The 17,326-nt window shown below is 56.3% G+C and carries 13 protein-coding genes and 2 pseudogenes; 11 read left to right on the top strand and 4 right to left on the bottom strand.

What is annotated here, in order from left to right:
• Positions 1-82: 82 nt before the first annotated feature.
• Genes CAter10_RS14425 through CAter10_RS14460 form a run of 8 tightly spaced genes read left to right on the top strand, consistent with a single transcriptional unit; the run spans position 83 to position 10,450 of the window.
• Complete coding sequence (locus CAter10_RS14425; protein ID WP_061533945.1) at positions 83-4,423, top strand: O-linked N-acetylglucosamine transferase family protein; 4,341 nt, start codon at positions 83-85, stop codon at positions 4,421-4,423.
• Entirely contained in the window at positions 4,420-5,547 is a 1,128-nt protein-coding gene (gene vioA / locus CAter10_RS14430; RefSeq protein WP_061533946.1) for a dTDP-4-amino-4,6-dideoxy-D-glucose aminotransferase VioA, read from the top strand. Before CAter10_RS14425 ends, vioA begins: the two co-directional genes overlap by 4 nt.
• Positions 5,547-6,290: a WbqC family protein gene (locus CAter10_RS14435; RefSeq protein WP_061533947.1), complete on the top strand. Its 744-nt coding sequence runs from the start codon at positions 5,547-5,549 to the stop codon at positions 6,288-6,290. Before vioA ends, CAter10_RS14435 begins: the two co-directional genes overlap by 1 nt.
• Positions 6,283-7,269 (top strand): hypothetical protein, encoded by a 987-nt coding sequence (locus CAter10_RS14440; RefSeq protein ID WP_061533948.1) that lies wholly within the window; start codon positions 6,283-6,285, stop codon positions 7,267-7,269. The genes CAter10_RS14435 and CAter10_RS14440 overlap by 8 nt, the downstream gene beginning before the upstream one ends.
• Before the next feature lies 1 nt (position 7,270).
• Positions 7,271-7,801, top strand: coding sequence for a GNAT family N-acetyltransferase (locus tag CAter10_RS14445; protein WP_061533949.1), 531 nt, complete (start codon positions 7,271-7,273; stop codon positions 7,799-7,801).
• Positions 7,798-8,583 carry a phytanoyl-CoA dioxygenase family protein gene (locus CAter10_RS14450; protein ID WP_061533950.1) on the top strand — a complete coding sequence of 262 codons (786 nt, stop codon included), beginning with the start codon at positions 7,798-7,800 and terminating at the stop codon, positions 8,581-8,583. Before CAter10_RS14445 ends, CAter10_RS14450 begins: the two co-directional genes overlap by 4 nt.
• A gap of 2 nt (positions 8,584-8,585) precedes the next feature.
• Positions 8,586-9,323 (top strand): class I SAM-dependent methyltransferase, encoded by a 738-nt coding sequence (locus tag CAter10_RS14455; protein WP_061533951.1) that lies wholly within the window; start codon positions 8,586-8,588, stop codon positions 9,321-9,323.
• Positions 9,320-10,450, top strand: a complete 1,131-nt coding sequence (locus tag CAter10_RS14460) for a class I SAM-dependent methyltransferase (RefSeq protein ID WP_128083089.1) — start codon at positions 9,320-9,322, stop codon at positions 10,448-10,450. The genes CAter10_RS14455 and CAter10_RS14460 overlap by 4 nt, the downstream gene beginning before the upstream one ends.
• Positions 10,451-10,495: 45 nt before the next feature.
• Here CAter10_RS14460 and nadC read toward each other — a convergent pair whose 3' ends face one another.
• Both nadC and nadA read right to left on the bottom strand, forming a co-directional pair.
• Positions 10,496-11,374 carry a carboxylating nicotinate-nucleotide diphosphorylase gene (nadC, locus tag CAter10_RS14465; protein WP_061533953.1) on the bottom strand — a complete coding sequence of 293 codons (879 nt, stop codon included), beginning with the start codon at positions 11,372-11,374 and terminating at the stop codon, positions 10,496-10,498.
• A complete protein-coding gene (gene nadA / locus CAter10_RS14470; RefSeq protein ID WP_061533954.1) occupies positions 11,371-12,510 on the bottom strand; it encodes a quinolinate synthase NadA in 1,140 nt (379 codons plus the stop codon). The genes nadC and nadA overlap by 4 nt, the downstream gene beginning before the upstream one ends.
• A 288-nt stretch (positions 12,511-12,798) precedes the next feature.
• Between nadA and CAter10_RS14475 the strand changes: the two genes are divergently transcribed.
• Together CAter10_RS14475 and CAter10_RS14480 are read left to right on the top strand one after the other, a co-directional pair.
• A complete protein-coding gene (locus CAter10_RS14475; RefSeq protein WP_061533955.1) occupies positions 12,799-13,203 on the top strand; it encodes a hypothetical protein in 405 nt (134 codons plus the stop codon).
• Entirely contained in the window at positions 13,200-13,391 is a 192-nt protein-coding gene (locus CAter10_RS14480) for a hypothetical protein (RefSeq protein WP_061533956.1), read from the top strand. The genes CAter10_RS14475 and CAter10_RS14480 overlap by 4 nt, the downstream gene beginning before the upstream one ends.
• Positions 13,392-13,511: 120 nt before the next feature.
• Here CAter10_RS14480 and CAter10_RS14485 read toward each other — a convergent pair.
• Together CAter10_RS14485 and bla are read right to left on the bottom strand one after the other, a co-directional pair.
• Positions 13,512-15,112, bottom strand: a pseudogene (locus CAter10_RS14485) (ABC-F family ATPase).
• Between the two features lie 245 nt (positions 15,113-15,357).
• The gene (gene bla, locus CAter10_RS14490; RefSeq protein ID WP_061533957.1) at positions 15,358-16,269 is read right to left on the bottom strand and encodes a class A beta-lactamase; all 912 of its coding nucleotides are present in this window, start codon (positions 16,267-16,269) and stop codon (positions 15,358-15,360) included.
• Between the two features lie 116 nt (positions 16,270-16,385).
• Here bla and CAter10_RS14495 point away from each other — a divergent pair.
• Positions 16,386-17,245 (top strand): annotated as a pseudogene (locus CAter10_RS14495) (LysR family transcriptional regulator).
• Positions 17,246-17,326: the final 81 nt, after the last annotated feature.

A 17,326-nucleotide genomic window follows, 5' to 3' on the forward strand; every position in this document is an offset into this window, starting at 1 on the left:
CATGGTTTTTTGCTTTTCGCCATCAGCAAGGGCTCAGCTTCTTGCCGGCACATCAACCCTCATTTGGAACTACCTGGACAATATGACTGCGTCTTCCGCGCCACAGCATTTAGCTGATGCCTCTCAACGCAAGCAGAGGCCCATCGCCGTCGGCGCCGGGCCGTCCGCCAAGCAAATCGACAAAGTTCAATTGCTGCTTGGCCGCCAGCGCCTCGATGAAGCAGAATCGGCCATCCGCTCGCTGCTTGTACATTTTCCGCGCAATGGATTCTGCTGGAAATTGCTTGGGGTAGCACTATGGAATCAGCAGCGGCCGGCCGATGCATTGCTGCCGATGCAGGAAGCGCTCAGGTTGATGCCAACAGATGCCGAAGCGCATAAAAACCTCGGCGTCGCGCTCCTGGAATTGCGTCGCTACCCCGAGGCGGAAACGTGCCTGCGTGAAGCCCTCAGACTGGCGCCCAACTCCGCTGAAATCCACATGAGTCTGGGCAGCGTCTTGCAGCAAAGCGGAAGGCCGGACGAAGCGGAAGCGATCTATCGCAGTGCGCTGAAGTGTCATACGGTGCTGGCAATTCCAGCCGGCTCACTAGGCGACATTTACAACAACCTGGGCAATACACTACGTGTCAAAGGCTGCTTGACAGAAGCCGAAGCGAGCTATCTGCGTTCGCTGGAACTACGACCTAACGTTGCGCAGGTATACGACAATCTTGGCAGTGCGTTGCTGGAACTGGGAAAATTTTCGGCGTCGCAGGCGAGCTTTCGCCAGGCGCTGCAGATTGCACCGGCCATGGCATCTGCCCACAGCAACCTGCTGTTCTGCGCCAGCAACAACGCCGATGTCTCTCCGGCAGAATTGTTTACCGAACACCTGCGCTTCGCCGAACAATTCGAGGCACCTCTGCGCCCGCACTGGCCCGCGCACACCAATTCGCGCGAGCCAGAACGCCGCCTGCAAATCGGCCTGGTCTCCGGCGACTTGCGCAACCATGCCGTCGCCTTCTTCCTGGAACCGATACTGGCCAAGCTGGCTTCGAACACCGCATTGTCGATCCATGCCTATTCGAACCACGTCATCCACGATGCCGTCAGCCAGCGCCTGCAAAGCCACGTCGCACACTGGCACGCTATTGCCGACCTCAGCGATGCCGCACTCGCAGAAAAAATCATTGCCGATCGCATCGATATCCTGATCGACCTGTCCGGCCATACCGGCTCCAACCGCCTGCTGACATTCGCTCGCAAGCCCGCACCCGTGCAGGCCAGCTGGATCGGCTATCCGGGCAGCACCGGCTTGCGTGCCATGGATTATTTCTTCAGCGATTCCTGTCTGCTGCCGCCCGGACAATTCGACGATCAATTCACCGAGAAACTTGCCTATTTACCGGCCAGCGCGACGTTTCTGCCCAATCCCGACGCACCACCGGTCAATGCCCTGCCCGCACTCGGCAACGGTTACCTGACCTTTGGCAGCTTCAACCGCCCCAGCAAACTCAATCCCGGCGTCATCGCCCTCTGGTCGCAATTGCTACGCGCCATACCGAATGCCCGCATGCTGCTCGGCGCCATGCCGACCGATGGCGATAACACGCAATTGATCTCCTGGTTCGCGGCTGAAGGGATTGCAGTTGACCGCCTCGATTTCCATCCACGTGCCGGTATGGCTGACTACCTGGCTCTGCATCAACAAGTCGATTTCTGTCTCGATACCTTTCCCTATGCCGGCGGCACCACTACCCTGCACGCATTATGGATGGGTGTACCAACCTTGACGCTGGCCGGTAACACCGTAGCAGGACGGTCTGGCGCAGGCATCCTGGCGCAGGTTGGACTGGATCAATTCATCGCACAAAGTGCAGAGGAATTCGTACGCAACGGCTTGACGTGGGCCGGCAACCCGGCAGCACTGGCCGAGATCCGCAGCAGTTTGCGTGAACGCTTCATCAGTTCACCATACAGTCAACCAGCAACCGTCGCCAATGGTCTGGCTGCTGCTTTGCGCACCATGTGGCGGCGCTGGTGTAACGGGCAACCGGCCGAAAGCTTTCACGCCGAAACATCACATTCCCCGAATATCGAACAAGAACTGCAAAACACACTGGAAACTGTTTTGCAACAAGCGATGCAACTGCATCAGGCGGGGCATGCGCAGGAAGCTGAAATGGTTTGCCGCGCCATACTGGAATCGCAACCCGCTCATGCAAAAACCAATCATCTGCTGGGATTACTGGTCGCCCAAAGTGGCGACATTGCTCATGCACTTCGGCACTTCCAGGCGGCCTTGGAGGCTGACCCGGTACAGGGCCAATACTGGTTGAATTTTATCGATGCGTTAATCCTGGATGGTCAGATTGAAAAAGCTGAACAGTACTTCCGCCTGGGTCGCGACAATGGACTGGAGGGCGAAGAAATCGATAAGCTGGAGCAACGCATTTCAGCCGCCGATATCTCGACACATAGCTTGACAGAATTGATACCCCCGTTACAACTACCGCGGTTGTCGACAGCGCAACAATATATCGAGCACGTCCAGCGCCTGCTTTCTGAAGAGCGTCACGCCGAAGCAGAAAAAATCATTCATTGGTTGCCGTCGCAATTTCCGCAGGACGGATCCTGCTGGAAGCTGCTGGGCTTAACACTATGGCAGCAGCGCCGCTTTGAACAAGCGCTACCGCCGATGCTGAAGGCGGTCAAACTACTGCCCCGCGATGCTGAATCGCAACGCAATCTGGGCATTACGCAGTTGGCATTGAAACGCTATGGTGAGGCCGAAGCCAGCCTACGCTCATCCATAGAAATTTCACCTACTTACGCCGAGGCACACAATAGCCTGGGTATCACCTTGTATGAAACAGGCCGACTGGATGAAGCGCAAGCCTGTTATCGCCGCGTACTGCAGCTACGGCCCGATTTTGCCGATAGTTATAACAACCTGGCCAATATTTTGAAGGAAACTGGGCATCTCAGCGAAGCTGCCGAGATGTACAGCCGCTTTCTGCAGACGCATCCGGATCATGCTGGCGTGCATGACCATGTCGGCTGCATTCTGTTCGAACTGGGTCGCTTCGACGAGGCGGAAGTGAGTTTTCGTCAGGCACTCGACATTGCACCTGGCTATGCCTGTGCCCACAGCAACTTGCTGTTCTGCACCAGTAACAACGCCGATGTCTCTCCGGCAGAACTGTTTGCCGAGCACCTGCGCTTCGCCGAACAATTCGAGGCACCTCTGCGCCCGCACTGGCCCGCGCACACCAATTCGCGCGAGCCAGAACGCCGCCTGCAAATCGGCCTGGTCTCCGGTGACTTGCGCAACCATGCCGTCGCCTTCTTCCTGGAACCGATACTGGCCAAGCTGGCTTCGAACACCGCATTGTCGATCCATGCCTATTCGAACCACGTCATCCACGATGCCGTCAGCCAGCGCCTGCAAAGCCACGTCGCCCACTGGCACGCTATTGCCGACCTCAGCGATGCCGCACTCGCAGAAAAAATCATTGCCGATCGCATCGATATCCTGATCGACCTGTCCGGCCATACCGGCTCCAACCGCCTGCTGACATTCGCTCGCAAACCCGCACCTGTGCAGGCCAGCTGGATCGGCTATCCGGGCAGCACCGGCTTGCGCGCCATGGATTATTTCTTCAGCGATTCCTGTCTGCTGCCGCCCGGACAATTCGACGATCAATTCACCGAGAAACTTGCCTATTTACCGGCCAGCGCGACGTTTCTGCCCAATCCCGACGCACCACCGGTCAATGCCCTGCCCGCACTCGACAACGGTTACCTGACCTTTGGCAGCTTCAACCGCCCCAGCAAACTCAATCCCGGCGTCATCGCCCTCTGGTCGCAATTGCTACGCGCCATACCGAATGCCCGCATGCTGCTCGGCGCCATGCCGACCGATGGCGATAACACGCAATTGATCTCCTGGTTCGCGGCTGAAGGGATTGCAGTTGACCGCCTCGATTTCCATCCACGTGCCGGTATGGCTGACTACCTGACTCTGCATCAACAAGTCGATTTCTGTCTCGACACCTTTCCCTATGCCGGCGGCACCACTACCCTGCACGCATTATGGATGGGTGTACCAACCTTGACGCTGGCCGGTAACACCGTAGCAGGACGGTCTGGCGCAGGCATCCTGGCGCAGGTTGGACTGGATCAATTCATCGCACAAAGTGCAGAGGAATTCGTACGCAACGGCTTGACGTGGGCCGGCAACCCGGCAGCACTGGCCGAGATCCGCAGCAGTTTGCGTGAACGCTTCATCAGTTCACCATACAGTCAACCAGCAACCGTCGCCAATGGTCTGGCTGCTGCTTTGCGCACCATGTGGCAGCGCTGGTGCAAGGATGAGGCAGCTACCGTGATTCCATCAATCCCGCCAGACAACCGTCGTCCAACCGGGGGCAACCCATGAACAGCCTCACAAAGCCGCCACAGATATATGTGACGCAGCCGCTGCTACCGCCTTTGGCAGAGTTCATGCCCTATCTGGAACGGATATGGGGCAACAAGATCCTGACCAACGGCGGCCCATTCCACAAGCAGCTGGAACAAGCCCTATGTGAATACCTTGGCATCAAGCATATTTCGCTGTTCACCAATGGCACACTGGCCCTGATCACTGCCTTGCAAGTACTGCGCATCACCGGAGAAGTCATTACCACTCCCTATTCATTCGTGGCAACCGCGCACTCGCTGCTTTGGAACGGCATCAAGCCGGTCTTTGTCGATATCGATCCGGTGACGCTGAATCTGGACCCGGCAAAAATCGAAGCCGCGATTACTCCGCAAACAACTGCAATCATGCCAGTACATTGCTACGGCAATCCCTGTGACGTCGAGCGTATACAAAACATCGCAGACATCTATGGCTTGAAAGTGATCTACGACGCTGCCCATGCCTTTGGCGTGAAATCTGGCGATCAAAGCACGCTCAACCATGGCGATCTATCGGTGTTGAGTTTCCATGCCACCAAGGTATTCAATACCTTCGAAGGCGGCGCCATCGTTTCACAGGACGCCAAAACCAAACAGCGCGTCGATCATTTGAAAAATTTCGGCTTTGTCGATGAAGTCACCGTGGTAGCACCAGGTATCAACGGCAAGATGAGTGAAATCAACGCGGCATTCGGCATGCTGCAATTGCAAGGCATCGACCTCGCCCTGCAGCAGCGTCGAGCAATCGACCTCCGTTACCGGGACGGCCTGGCGCGTGTGCCTGGTATTTCTTGCCTGCCGCTGATGGAAAACCTGCAGCCAAATCACGCTTATTTCCCGATCTTCGTACAGAATGATTTTCCGCTGAGCCGCGATGCCCTGTATCTCAAACTGAAAAACCACGACGTCTATGCGCGTCGCTATTTCTATCCGCTGATTACCGATTTTCCGATGTACCGCGGGCTACCTTCCGCAGCGCACGAAAATTTACCGGTCGCACGAAAAATATCGGGCCAGGTCATCTGCCTGCCTATCTATCCGGGATTGGCCGAAGAGCATGTCGACTTCATCGTTGAACTGATCGCTGACGAGCGTGGCTGATGCGTAGCCTGGCGATCATGCAACCCTATTTTTTCCCGTATATCGGCTATTGGCAGCTGATACGGGCAGTCGATCGCTTCGTGATCTACGACGACGTGAACTACATCAAGAGCGGCTGGATCAATCGCAATCGCATCCTGATCAACGGTGCGCCAGCCTATTTGACGCTACCGCTGGAGCAGGCATCGTCCCATCGACGCATATGCGACATCAACCTTCAACAATCCGGAATATGGCGAAGCAAGCTGCTCAAGACATTGGAACTTACCTATCGGCGAGCCACCTGTTTCGATGAAGTCTTTCCTGTTCTGGCAGAGATCATCGGCAATCAAACAGATAATCTTGCCGAATTCCTGACGCATCAACTGCAAGCCCTTTCTGCTTTCATGGGCATCACAACGCAATTCATCGTCGCCAGCAGGGATCATCAAAAAGCCAATCATGAAGGCCAGGCGCGCGTTATCGATATCTGCCGCCGCGAGAAAACAAGCATCTACATCAATCCACAGGGCGGCCAGAATCTATACGATACCGCAATGTTTCTCAAGCAAGGCATCGATCTGCACTTCATCATCATGCAAGCGCTACCGTACCGGCAGGCTTCGCCAGAATTCTTGCCTTACTTGTCCATTGTCGACGCCTTGATGGCACTTGGCCCAGATGCCATCAAAACGCATCTTGATGCCTATCATCTGATCAGTCGCGAGCCGTCCAACACCTCTCAGGTTGCCTGCCATGCTTAATACAAACCAAGATGCCATAGGCGGCTATCTCGAACTTGAGCTGCCGCAAGCGGTTCATCAATTACATCGCGATGCGATTAAATTTCAGTCGGCCCGCGCAGCACTTCATGCGCTGCTGCTGGCGGGAAGACCCAAGCGCGTCTGGTTGCCGAAATACATTTGCAATGCGATTCCGGAAGTACTGTTCACGTTGGACATCGAATGCTGTTTCTATGATCTGGATCCGCAAATGGGCGTCGCCGCTTCGGTCAACATTGCTGACAATGACTGGCTGTTGCACGTCAACTATTTCGGCATCTGCGGGCAGCAGCAACAGCTACTTGCAAGCCGCTTCGATCCTTCGCAACTGATATTCGATCACTCCCAGGCTTATTTCTCACCACCAGGGAACGGCTTGGCGACGATCTATTCACCGCGAAAATTTTTTGGCATGCCGGATGGCGGATTATTGCTAACGTCGTTAGCTGTGGCAGAACCTGAGCAGTTGGATACACATTCACTGACACGTTGCGCCCACCTTCTGGCGCGGCTGCACTCCGTTCCTGAAGCCGGTTACGCCGCATTCCAGCAAGCTGAGCGTACGCTCAGCGATAGCCGGCCGCTCGGCATGTCTCCCTTGTCGCGCCGCCTGCTCGATAGCATCGACGGCGAAACAGTGCGACATCGTCGCAACAGCAATTTCCAATTTCTGCATAGCCGTCTGAAACACCTCAATCGCCTGCCCATCGAGCCAAAAAATATCGATGGTCCATTGTGTTATCCACTCCTTTGCAGCGCTACCGGCGTGCGCGAAACGTTGCTCGCCAAGCGAATTTTTGTTCCTTCGTACTGGCCGGAAGTAGCGGAGAGAACTGTGGCTGGTTCGATTGAACAGGATCTACTCGCAAACTGCTTACCGCTTCCCTGCGATCAGCGTTACGACCAGACAGAACTGCTGAGAGTGGTTGATACCTTGCTCGATCAGCTGAGAGAAAATTGACATGACACCCTATTTCAGAGAACTAGGCCATTCCGACCTGATACAGATCAACCGCTGGCGCAACACCCCGGAAACGGTGGCGCAATTGGGTTCGGCGTTTCGATTCGTCGGCATGGCCATCGACGAAAAATGGATGGAACACTATCTTTCATCCAGAAGCAACAACGTCCGTTTGGCAATTTGCGACAGCACCACTCAGCAGTTGGTTGGCGCGATGTACTTACTGAATATCGACTGGCTGCACCGCAACGCCGAATGCGCCATCTGGATTGGTGAAACTGAAGCGCAGGGGAAAGGAATCGGCCAACAGGCGATGCGGCGTCTGCTGGCCCATGCATTTGACGATCTCAACTTGCACCGTATCTATCTCAGTGTCTTATCCAACAACATCCGGGCGCTCAATCTATACAAGAAAATCGGCTTCAGCGAAGAAGGCAAGTCGCGCGACGCAATATTCAAAAACGGCAGCTATGACGATCTTATCCAGATGGCGATTCTGTCGAACGAATACCACGATCTGGGGACGATATGAAGCTTAGCATCATCGATTTCGAGCGGCAGATCGCAGAAACCGGCTTTGTCATTTTTGATCAAGTTGTTGCTCCCGATCTGGTCAAACGGCTACGCGCCGACATTCCGAGGAAACAAGATATTTGCCGTCATTGGCAACGAAAAAACGGTTTGGAAAGCGGCATGGACGGCGCCGCCCATCATATCGTCGGTGGCGCAGACGGCCTGGATGAGTATCTGTCCCATTTCTATCTCGATGTCTATATTCGCGCCTATTTCGACGGTGAATACATACTCAACTCATACGGTGCACTGAATAATATGCCGCGTTCAGAAAACGCCTATAGGCACGGGCAAAATTTCCATCGCGACGTCAGGACCTATTCGCGTGATTTTCGCCTGATGCTCAACATGCTGGTCATGGTGGACGACTTTACCGTCGAAAACGGCGCAACCAAGCTGCTTCCCGGTAGCCACCTGAAAAAGGAAAGACCGGAAGAAGAACATCTGTTTGCCAACGCCGTACGCGCGATCGGCAAGGCCGGTAGCATCCTGTTGTTCGATTCCAATTTGTGGCATTCCGCAGCGCCCAACTTCACCTCACTGCCGCGCATGGCACTCACCTTGACATTCACCCGTCCATTCTTCAAGCAGCAAATGGACTATCCACGCATGTTGGGTGAAACATTTCCCGTCAACGAGAAAATGCGCCAGCTGTTGGGCTACAACGCGCGCGTGCCGAGCAGTTACGACGAGTGGTATCAACCACCGGAAAAACGCATGTACAAACCAGGTCAAGGTTAATTATGGAAAACATTTCAAGAGATCACAGCAACGAATATCAAGATAACGACGCTAGGCTATACGCCTACGATTTCGATTATGTAGTGCGCCGCTACATGATGCGCACGCTCTCGCCCTACTTCACCAAGGGCAAGGCGCTGGAACTGGGTTGCTTCGAAGGCGAGACGACCAAGCTGTACACCGAACATTTCGATGACCTGAGCGTGGTCGAAGCTGTCGATAGCCTGATTGCGGTGGCAAAGCGCAAGGTGCCAGCGACGGTCCGTTTTATCCATTCAACCATCGAGACGGCAGAATTGGAACCGGTCTACGACGCCATTTTCCTGGTGCACACGCTGGAGCATCTGGATCACCCTGTGAGCGCGCTGACGCGCATGCGCCAATGGCTGAGCCCGAACGGCCGCCTGTTTGTCGTCGTTCCCAACGCCAATGCGGCATCGCGCCAGATCGCTGTGAAAATGGGGCTAATCGATAGCAACAGCGCAGTCACCGCCGGAGAGCTGGCACACGGCCACCGCTGTACCTATAGCTTGGATACGCTGGAACGCGACGTCCGGCAGGCCGGCTTGCACATTCAGGCTCGAGGCGGCGTATTTTTTAAACCATTCGCGAATTTCCAGTTCGACCAGTTGCTGGAGCATAAAATCGTCGACCAGGCTTATCTTGACGGCTGCTATGCTCTCGGCATGCAGTATCCTGATCTGTCGGCCAGCATTTACATGGTGTGTGGCCGCTCATGAAAATCACCACAATCCCCCCTCGCTCCACCGCCAAGCCAGTTCTGATTTTCCCGGCGGGCATGCCTCGCTCGCTGGAGTATCTGCGCAAGTCTCTCTCTGACGGCCGCGCGGTGATCGGCGCTTCCTCGCTGAACCTGGATCCGTCGCAAGACAAGTACCCCGCATGGTTAACCCTGCCCTATATCACCGAGCCCAATTTTCCCGCTGAACTGCAGCAGGCAATTGCGCAATTCGATATCGGCGGCATTTATACACCTAACCTTGTGGCCTGGGATTTCCTGAATCGAACGCTGCAAGAATTGGCGCCGGGAGTCACACTGGTGAACGCGTCACCTTCGGATACCGAGTTGCACGGCTACCGCGCCGCCTTCCAACAAGCAGGACAGTTATTGGAAACAACATTGACTCTAGCTTCCAATTTGCCCGCCAAGCAAGCAGCAACAAAGATCGAGCTGGCGGCATTATTGCGCCACGCCGATGTCATCCCCGGCATGTGCGATCATGAGAAATTGCGCGCCCTGTGTGAAATTGCCCGCCACAGCCGGGGCGGCGACATCGTCGAAATCGGCAGCTGGTGGGGCAAGTCTGCCTTCATCCTGGCACGGCTCGCGCGCTTGTACCAGATCGGCAAGTTGCTGTGCGTTGATCCGTGGTCCAATCAGCATCTGGTGCAAAACGATGAACAAGGCATGGTGGATATCGTCTCGGCGCAAGTCGATGCCGACGAAGCGCTGGCCGTATTCGAGATGAATATTCTTCCGTATAACGCCAACCACGTCAATTATCTGCGCCTGCCATCGGTGGATGCGGCAACTCGATATCGTTCCGATACCACCGTCAACACCGCGACTTTTGGCTGTACCGATTACAGCGGCCGGATCGCCATCCTGCATATCGACGGCAATCACAGCTATCATGCCGCAAGCGCCGATATCGCCGCCTGGAGCGGCTTGGTGCTGGCCGGCGGCTGGATCATCGTCGACGACTATATCTGGCCATACGGCGACGGTCCGCAAAGAGCCGGTGACGAATTCATGGCAGCGCATCAGGACAAGATCGACAGTGCTTTCGTCATGGGCAGCGCGCTGTTCATTCAATTGTCGTCGCCGCCGGACGGCAACGCCTAGGGCGTCAGGAACTTGACCATCGGCTGATGGTCAAGCCGGCCCAACTCACTCGATAATCCGCAAGGAATAATCGGTTGCCCGGATATCCTTGGTCAAGCTGCCGATCGAAATCCGGTCGACCCCGGTTTCGGCAATGGCGCGAACGGTGTCCATATTGATGCCGCCGGAAGCTTCCAGCAATGCCCGGCCCGCATTCAGATCGACTGCGTCGCGCATGGAGTCGAGGCTGAAGTTGTCCAGCAGGATCGACGTAGCGCCGGCGCGCAGCGCTTCATCGAGCTGCACCAGGCTTTCCACTTCAATCTGGATCGTAACGCCGGCATCGAGGCTGAGTGCGGCCTTCATGGCGGCAGAAATGCCGCCTGCGGCGGCGATATGATTTTCCTTGATCAGGATGCCGTCGTACAAGGCCAGCCGCTGGTTGTGGCCGCCGCCGACGCGCACCGCGTATTTCTGCGCCAGACGCAAGCCCGGCAAGGTCTTGCGCGTATCGAGGATATGCGCCTTGGTGTGGGCAATCGCGTTGACGTATACACGAGTAGCACTGGCTACGCCGGACAACAGCTGCAGGAAATTCAAAGCGCCGCGCTCGCCGGTCAGCAAAGCCCGGGCCGGGCCGTCGATGATGCAAACTTCACTGTCGGCGCTCATCAGGTCGCCCTCGGCATAACGCCACTCGATGCGGATGCCGGCGTCGAGTTGCTGCATCACGGCTTCAAACCAGGGCGCGCCGCATAGCACGGCTTGTTCACGTACGATCACCCTCGCCCGCACTTGCTCCTGCGCAGGAACCAGCTTGCCGGTCAGGTCGCCGCTGCCGACATCTTCAGCCAATGCAGCGCGGATATTGTTGTCGAAGGCCGCTTGCAATGCAGCGTCAAAAGGTGCGAAACGATTTTCCAAGTTGCTGATAGATGTACTCATGCTGGGCCGATTCCTGAAAACAGTTTTTGTTCTTGCGCCAGATCGCTGGACGGGCGCACATTGGCTTTGCGTTGCGCTGCAAAGTCGAGCATGCGGTCGATACAGACGACAGCCTTGCGGCCAATCTCTGCGTCAACATGGATTTCATTGCTGCCGGATTCCAGTACATCGGCCAGGTTCTGCAAGCCGTTCATCGCCATCCACGGGCAATGCGCGCAGCTCTTGCAGGTGGCGCTGTTGCCGGCAGTCGGCGCATCGATGAAACGCTTGCGGGGCGCCGCCATCCGCATCTTGTGCAGAATGCCATTGTCGGTCGCAACGATGAATTCGTCGGCATCGAGGTTTTGCGCCGCAGTGATCAGTTGCGTGGTCGAACCAACCACATCGGCTTGCGCCACCACTGCTTCCGGCGACTCCGGATGAACCAGGACCTTGGCGTTAGGATGCTGTTGACGCAGCAGTTCCAGTTCAACGCCCTTGAATTCGTCATGCACCAGGCAAGAGCCTTGCCACAACAGCATGTCGGCGCCGGTCTGTTTCTGGATGTAGCCGCCGAGGTGTTTGTCCGGCGCCCACAGGATCTTCTTGCCCTGCGCGTGCAGGTGGGCGACGATGTCGAGCCCGATTGAGGAAGTGACCATCCAGTCGGCACGCGCTTTGACTGCAGCGCTGGTATTGGCGTACACCACTACGGTGCGATCCGGATGGGCATCGCAAAAAGCGGAAAACTCATCGGCCGGGCAACCCAGGTCAAGTGAACAGGTGGCGTCAAGATCGGGCATCAGCACGCGTTTGTGCGGGCTGAGGATTTTCGAGGTCTCGCCCATGAACTTGACGCCGGCCACCACCAGCGTCTTGGCTGGATGGTCGCGGCCGAAACGCGCCATTTCCAGCGAATCGGAAACGCAACCGCCGGTCTCCTCCGCCAGGTCCTGCAGATCGGCATCGACATAGTAGTGCGCCACCAGCACGGCTTGCTGTTCTTTCAACAAGCGCTTGATGCGCTCTTTAAGCGCGATTTTCTGTTCTGGCGAAGGGACGTCAGGGACGCGAGCCCAGGCATGAGCGGTACAGCTATTGCCTAGGTCCATTTGCGGCCGCTCGAATTCAACGGTTTTGATGGCTTGGGTTTGCATGACAGTGATGGCTACTGTAGGTAAATGAATGTGGTGCGCTAAGAGCGCAATGATACGACAGAAGGCAGGACAAGATATTTGAGGCGCGCTTTATCCTGTTTGGACTCGGACCGGAATTTTACCGTCATCTTTGGAAGCAGGTGTCAACATTACCTTATTGCAAGCTGGAATGAACTCCCGTACTATCATTTAACAATTGTCATAAAAGGCTGTAACTGAAAAGCCGCCGGGCAACTGATTGGAAAAGCTCCGGCATTTTCAGGGCAAAGATAAGAACACAGGGACATCATGATCATTTTTGACAAGACCGAACAAGGCCGCGCTGAAATCGCCACCCGTGGCCAAACTGTCGGACCGCGCCTGCGCACATTGCTGCTGCTGGTAGACGGGAAGACTGCCGATGATGAACTGCTGAGGAAGGTGGCGGGCCTGGGTCTTGGGCAAGAGCATCTGGATGAGCTGCTGCAGGCCGGCCTGATCCAGATCAGCAGCAGTCCCGCTACACATGCCGCAGCGCCCATAGCAACAGCCAGCATTACCACGACAACGCCCCCGCTGCGCCTGCTGCGACAGCAAGCACACCAAAAACAGCAGCAGTGGGTACAGCGCTTTCTGCAGAACAGATTTTGCCGCCAGGGCAAACCCAGTTCGAAGCGATTTATCATTTTTACAACGATACAATCAAAAGCATGATCGGCCTGCGCGGCTACGGCCTGCAACTGAAAGTCGAACGCGCCAGCAGCGTCCAGGATTTCCGTGAACTGCGTCAGGCCTACCTGGAAGCCGTGCTCAAGTCCAAGGGTGAAGAAATTGCCCGTAGCCTGCGTGGCCGGCTCGATCAGTTGCTATACCTCGGCGAGCGCGGACCGACCGGCGTGTAGACCGAACCCATCGAATATGCAACGGTGGGCAGCACCAGCGGACATAAAAAAAGCGTGGCGGAAAATCTCCGGCACGCTTTTTTTCACACTGTGCGCTAACCTTTTGCGCCGTGCTCCGACTTATTCAATACCCTGGCTGCTCAGGTAATCCTCATAGCTGCCCTGGAAATCGACCACTTCGTTTTCCTTGACTTCCAGCACCCGGGTCGCCAGCGACGATACGAATTCGCGGTCATGCGAAACGAAGATCAGCGTGCCGGCATATTTTTCCAGCGCGATGTTGAGCGATTCGATCGATTCCATATCCATGTGATTGGTCGGTTCGTCGAGCAGCAACACATTATGGCGGCCCAGCATCAGCTTGCCGTACATCATGCGCCCCTTCTCGCCACCAGACAGCACCTTGACCGACTTCTTGACATCGTCGCCGCTGAACAGCAGGCGGCCCAGGCTGGAACGCACGGCTTGGTCATCGTCGCCTTCCTGGGTCCACTGGCCCATCCAGTCGGTCAGTGTCTTGTCGGTCGCGAAATCTTCGGTTGGATCCTGCGGCATGTAGCCGACGTTGGCGTTTTCCGCCCACTTGACCAAACCGCTGTCGGCTTCGAGGCCGGCGATATCGGCGCCGCCGATGCTGCGCAACAGCGTGGTCTTACCGGCGCCGTTGGCGCCGATGATCGCGATCTTCTCGCCAGCTTCAACCATGATGTTGAAATTCTTGAAAATCGGCCGGTCGTAAGTCTTGCTGATGCTTTGCACTTCAACCGCCAGACGATGCAACTTCTTCTCGCCGTCGAAACGCACGAAAGGATTGGCACGGCTGGATGGCTTGACATCCTCGACCTTGATTTTTTCGATCTGCTTGGCACGCGAAGTCGCCTGGCGCGCCTTCGATTTGTTGGCCGAGAAGCGGCGCACGAAATCCTGCAGTTCCGCGACCTTGTCCTTGGCCTTGGCATTCGCCGACAACTGCTGCGCCCGCGCTTGCGAGGAAGCCAGCATGTAGTCGTCGTAATTGCCCGGATAAACCTTCAATGTGCCGTAGTCCATGTCGGCCATGTGGGTACAGACCTGGTTCAGGAAGTGGCGATCATGGGAAATGATGATCATCGTGGAGTTGCGCTGGTTCAGCACATCTTCCAGCCAGCGGATGGTATTGATGTCGAGGTTGTTGGTCGGTTCGTCGAGCAACAGGATATCCGGATTTGAGAACAGCGCCTGCGCCAGCAACACGCGCAGCTTCCAGCCCGGCGCAACATTGCTCATCGGCCCCTGGTGCTGTTCGATCGCCACACCCACACCCAGCAACAGCTCGCCAGCGCGCGCTTCAGCTGTATAGCCGTCGTATTCGGCAAAGCGTGCTTCCAGGTCGGCGGCCTTCATGTAGTCGTCGTCGGTTGCATCCGGATTAGCGTAGATTGCATCGCGCTCGGACATCGCAGCCCACATTTCGGTATGCCCATCATCACCACATCCAGCACGCGCATCTCTTCGAATGCAAACTGGTCTTGGCGCAATTTACCCAGGCGTTCGTTCGGATCGAGCATCACGTTGCCAGCCGACGGCTCCAGGTCGCCGCCCAGAATCTTCATGAACGTGGACTTGCCGCAGCCGTTCGCGCCGATCAAACCGTAGCGATTGCCGTCGCCGAATTTGACGGAAATGTTTTCAAACAGCGGCTTGGGGCCGAACTGCATCGTGATATTTGCGGTGGAGAGCATCTTAAAATTAAACTTTTCTTAATTAAATCAGTAGTTTATGGTGCAGCCCAGCATTATACACCACAGACAAATATCCACTGAATAGCTCTATATAAAACAACGACTTACCACTGCATATCCCATAAAATCAGTCACCCGGAAGATTGGTAAAAGTACCGAAATACTGTCACCAAGGCAGAACAGATACCCGGCTCTCTGTCCTGCCTGCGGGCTTTGGCGCATCGTTTAGCGCATCATTTTGCTCATCAATTGCCGGCGATCATCGACGCCGTCAGATGACCTACTTCCGCCAGCGCCACCTCGCGCGTCGCAGCGTTGGCCTTGGTTCCGGTCAGATAGCTGGCCACCAGCACCGGCGCACGGTTCGGCGGAAACAGGACGCCGATATCGTTGGTTGAGCCATGGGAGCCTGAACCGGTCTTGTCCGCCACGCGCCAGCCGGACGGCAGCAATGCGCGCAGGCGCTTGTCGCCTGTTTTATTAGCGAGCAACCAATTTGTCAGTTGCTCGCGCGAGCCTGGGGCCAAAGCCGTTCCCAGCACCAGTTGGCGCATCGTGGACAACATCGCCTTAGGCGATGTCGTATCGCGCGGATCACCCGGCGTCGACTCGTTCAAGTCCGGCTCGATGCGGTCGAGGCGGGTTACCTTATCGTCCAGTGAACGAAGATAAGCCGTCAGCAAAGATGGGCCGCCGAAGCTGTGCAGCAACAGGTTGGCAGCTGTGTTGTCGCTCAGCGTGATGGCAGCCTCGCACAGTTCTGCCACCGACATGCCATCGCCACCGACATGTTTCTCGGTAACAGGGGAATAAGACATCAGGTCAGCAGCATTGAAACGGATGCGCCGCGTCAGTTGCTCCTGGCCCAGGTCTACGCGTTTTAGCGTGAACCCCGCCGCCAGCAGCTTGAAAGTGCTGCACATCGGAAACCGTTCGTCGCCGCGATAAGAGTGCGCCAGCCCAGTTTGGGTATCGAGGATAGCGACACCAAGCCGGCCACCGCTTTGCGCTTCTATCTGACGCATTTTTTTAACGAATGAATCGGAATCGGATTTGACCTGACCTACCGAAGAGGCCCAGGATTTCTGTATATGCCCGCCCACGAGCAATGCTCCGATGCCCGCTGCCAGGTTTCCCGCAAACTGACGTCTTTTCATACTTTACCTCTGAGGTTGATGAACAAGGCATCGACGATAACTTCGTTAAAGTTATCTTTCAAGCTACAATATCCAAGTGCACCAATAAGAAAAACTATCCCATCTGGAGTAACTGCATGCATCTGCCCTTGAACGCATTGCGCGCTTTCGAAGTCTCGGCGCGCTTCCTTAGCTTTACCCGCGCCGCCGCCGAGCTGAATGTCACGCAGGCGGCGATCAGCCAACAGGTCAAGAATCTTGAGGAGAGAATGGGCGTCCAGCTGTTCCGCAGGCTGCCGCGCGGGCTGGTGCTAACTGATGAAGGCATTGCCTTGCTGCCGGTGCTGGCTGAATCGTTCGGCCGCATCGCCGCCGTCCTGCAGCAGTTCGAAGACGGCCGTTTCCGTGAAGTACTGACGGTGGGCGCGGTCGGCACATTTGCGGTCGGCTGGCTGATCCCGCGCCTGCGCGATTTCCAGCAAGCCCACCCGTTCGTTGATTTGCGCCTGCTGACCAACAATAACCGGGTCGACATTGCCGGCGAAGGCCTCGACTACGCGATCCGCTTCGGCGATGGCGCCTGGCACGGCACCGAAGCGGAAGCCCTGCTGGTCGCCCCGCTATCGCCAATGTGCTCGCCGGCCATCGCCGCCTGCCTGCGCGATCCGGCCGACCTCGCCGGACAAGTGCTGCTGCGCTCATACCGGGCCGACGAATGGGCCAGCTGGTTCGCCGCCGCCAACCAACCCTGCCCTTGCTGAGAGGCAGCGTGTTCGATTCGTCGCTGACGATGGCGGAAGCCGCCGCCCAAGGCGCCGGCGTAGCCCTGCTGCCAACCCTGATGTTCACCCGCGAACTCCAGCAAGGCCGCCTGGTACAGCCATTCAACATCGAAATCGCCAGCGGCAACTACTGGCTCACGCGTCTCAAGTCAAAGCAGATGACACCAGCCATGCAGGTGTTCCGGGAATGGCTGCTCAAGACGACCAGCATCTAAACCCAAAATTAGCAAAATTAGGGTCAGAGCAAAATTAGAGAAATTAGGGTCAGAGTCAAATTAATTGCAAGCTGCCGGCAC

The organism is Collimonas arenae, from assembly GCF_001584165.1.
In the GTDB taxonomy this organism is placed as follows: Bacteria; Pseudomonadota; Gammaproteobacteria; order Burkholderiales; family Burkholderiaceae_D; genus Collimonas; species Collimonas arenae.

Bases quoted from the DNA above. Each gene is read 5' to 3' on its own strand.
- CAter10_RS14425 (WP_061533945.1), top strand. From the start codon at position 83: ATGACTGCGTCTTCCGCGCCACAGCATTTAGCTGATGCCTCTCAACGC.
- vioA (WP_061533946.1), top strand. From the start codon at position 4,420: ATGAACAGCCTCACAAAGCCGCCACAGATATATGTGACGCAGCCGCTG.
- CAter10_RS14435 (WP_061533947.1), top strand. From the start codon at position 5,547: ATGCGTAGCCTGGCGATCATGCAACCCTATTTTTTCCCGTATATCGGC.
- CAter10_RS14440 (WP_061533948.1), top strand. From the start codon at position 6,283: ATGCTTAATACAAACCAAGATGCCATAGGCGGCTATCTCGAACTTGAG.
- CAter10_RS14445 (WP_061533949.1), top strand. From the start codon at position 7,271: ATGACACCCTATTTCAGAGAACTAGGCCATTCCGACCTGATACAGATC.
- CAter10_RS14450 (WP_061533950.1), top strand. From the start codon at position 7,798: ATGAAGCTTAGCATCATCGATTTCGAGCGGCAGATCGCAGAAACCGGC.
- CAter10_RS14455 (WP_061533951.1), top strand. From the start codon at position 8,586: ATGGAAAACATTTCAAGAGATCACAGCAACGAATATCAAGATAACGAC.
- CAter10_RS14460 (WP_128083089.1), top strand. From the start codon at position 9,320: ATGAAAATCACCACAATCCCCCCTCGCTCCACCGCCAAGCCAGTTCTG.
- nadC (WP_061533953.1), bottom strand. From the start codon at position 11,374: ATGAGTACATCTATCAGCAACTTGGAAAATCGTTTCGCACCTTTTGAC.
- nadA (WP_061533954.1), bottom strand. From the start codon at position 12,510: ATGCAAACCCAAGCCATCAAAACCGTTGAATTCGAGCGGCCGCAAATG.
- CAter10_RS14475 (WP_061533955.1), top strand. From the start codon at position 12,799: ATGATCATTTTTGACAAGACCGAACAAGGCCGCGCTGAAATCGCCACC.
- CAter10_RS14480 (WP_061533956.1), top strand. From the start codon at position 13,200: ATGATCGGCCTGCGCGGCTACGGCCTGCAACTGAAAGTCGAACGCGCC.
- bla (WP_061533957.1), bottom strand. From the start codon at position 16,269: ATGAAAAGACGTCAGTTTGCGGGAAACCTGGCAGCGGGCATCGGAGCA.